We start from the raw sequence: 2,163 nt of genomic DNA, 5'->3' as shown, positions 1-2,163 counted from the left end.
GACCGGCACAGCGCCCGCCGAAGAAGCACTCGCGCCCGCCGCGCCGGCGATCTCCGAAAAGCCAAGCTTCGTAAAATCCGGGATCAAGCTCATCGGTCTCTCCCGTCAGGGCGCCGCAATGGCGTGGGCGCTGCGCAGCGCTTCGATCACATCGCAGCCAGCGAAGATGAAGGCGCTCACCCCCGCCTGGTTCAAGGCGCTTTCGAGATCGCCCGGCCGGCCCGCGAGCCAGACGCTCGCGCCTTTGGCCTGCAACGCCTGCGCGACCGCGATCGCCTCGCCGGCATAACCGGCATCGGAACCGCAGAGGCAGGCGAGCCTCGCGCCCGAGGTCTCGAAGGCGGTGACGAGCGCTGCAAGATCCGTCGCGCCGCCGCTGGCGAAGCCGTCTCCGGACGGCGCGGCGAGACCGCCGGCCTCGAACAGATTGCGGGCGAAGCCGGCCCGCGCCGTGAAATCGGCGATCGAACCGAGCGTCGCGAGGAAGACGGTCGGACGTGTGCCGCGCCGCGTCGTAGCTGCGTCGGCTTGATCGCGCAGGGCTTCGAACGCCTCCGCCAGCCGCACCGACGGCAGGGCCTCCGTCATAAGTCCTGTCTCGGTAGCGACCGCCTCAGAGCCATCCGCCACCGGCGGGACGGCGAGCACGCTGACGCTCGTCTCCCCGAGATTGGGGAATTCGCTCGTCCCGGTGATCGGCTCGCGGCGGGTCGCAATCGCCTTGGCCCGCAGCGCGCGCTGGCGGGCCAATCCCTGCTGGACATGACCATTGGCGAGCGCTGCGATCATGCCGGGCAGACCGTCGGCGGCTTCGCGCTCGAGATCCTGCAGCTTGCTCCAGCCCTGCTCGCAGAGCCCCTGGGTCAGCGCTTCGAAGCCGCCAGCGCCGGCCGCCGGATCGGCGACGCGCCAGAGATTGGCCTCTTCCAGCAGGATCAATTGCGTATTCCGCGCCACGCGCCGGGCGAAGGCGTCGGCTAAGCCGAGCGCCGCGGTGAAGGGCAGGACGGTGAGCGAATCCGCACCGCCGATACCGGCCGAGAAGCTGGCGATCGTGGCGCGCAGCTGATTCACCCAGGGATCGCGCCTCGTCAGCGAGCGCCAGGCGGTCTCCGCATGCAGCGCCATCGGCTTCGGTGCGAGGCCGCAGGCCTGCTGCACCCGCTCCCAGAGCAGCCGCGCCGCCCGGAACTTGGCGATGGTCATGAACTCGTCGGTATCGGCAACGAGCGTGAAGGAGATCGCGTCGCGCGCCAGGTCGAGCGCCATGCCACCGGCCTCCAGCGCCCTGAGATAGGCGAGCGCCGTCGCCATCGCCGCGCCGAGCTCCTGCGCCTCGCTCGCCCCCGCCTCGTGATAGGGCCTGGTATCGACCGTCAGGAATGGGCCGGAAAAGCCCCGCCCCCTGAGTTCGCCGATCAGCGTGGCGAGGCGCCGGCCGAGTTCAGGCCATGCCGCCGAAAGCGCGCCATGGCTGGCGAATACGCCGATCGGATCGAGGCCGAAGTCCACGTCCGCCTTGGCGGGGTCGATATCGCGGCGCGCGATCAGCTCCGCGACCAAACGGGCGTTGCGCTCCCCGGCCGGCGCCGGATCGAGCCGCAGGCGGATCAGATCGAGCATCACCCCGTCGAGCGCCGTGTCGAGAGCCGCGACATCCTCGGCGACCAGACCGTAGCCGCGGGCAGCGCGCGCACCGGCGAAGCTGAGGACCAGTGTCTCTGCGCCGCCTTCGAGGTCGGCGAGCGCAAGGTCGCGAGCGGCAGCCGGTGAAGGATGGTCGAGCCTGGCGGCGACCTGCCAGCGGCCGGTCGCGGCGCGCATCGGCCGCAGCCCGGCGGGTGCGGCAGGGTAGAGCGGCGCGATCCGGATGCCGTCCGCGCTCTGGGAAACGAGGCGCTTCTCGAAATCGGCGCCTTTCAGCACCTTGTCGACAGCGCTGCGCCATTGCGCCTGATCGGGCAGCGGAAAGGCGGCGGCGACCGTTTCGGGAAGCATGGCGTCCTCCGTGGCGTCTCTCACGTGAATTCGATGATGACGGCGTCGACGGCGAGTGAGTCGCCTTCCCTGGCGAGGATCTTTGCGATGGTGACGTCCTTTTCGGCGCGCAGGACGTTTTCCATCTTCATCGCCTCGACCATGGCGAGCGGCTCGCCGGCCTTG

General features: G+C 70.1%; 2 protein-coding genes. Both read right to left on the bottom strand.

The window, feature by feature from the left end:
* Positions 1-105 precede the first annotated feature (105 nt).
* Complete coding sequence (locus ACWGRX_RS26865) at positions 106-1,998, bottom strand: methylmalonyl-CoA mutase family protein (RefSeq protein WP_452120050.1); 1,893 nt, start codon at positions 1,996-1,998, stop codon at positions 106-108.
* A 20-nt stretch (positions 1,999-2,018) separates the two neighbouring features.
* Positions 2,019-2,163: acyl-CoA carboxylase biotin carboxyl carrier protein subunit (locus ACWGRX_RS26860; RefSeq protein WP_452120051.1), on the bottom strand; the 145-nt coding region annotated here is incomplete at its 5' end.

This window comes from Allobosea sp. NPDC055594 (assembly GCF_053618995.1).
The sequence above is the reverse complement of the archived record's forward strand: the minus strand, read 5'-3'. Positions and strand labels throughout refer to the sequence as shown.

Excerpts from the sequence above, each read along its gene's own strand:
- ACWGRX_RS26865 (WP_452120050.1), bottom strand. The coding sequence starts at position 1,998 with ATGCTTCCCGAAACGGTCGCCGCCGCCTTTCCGCTGCCCGATCAGGCG.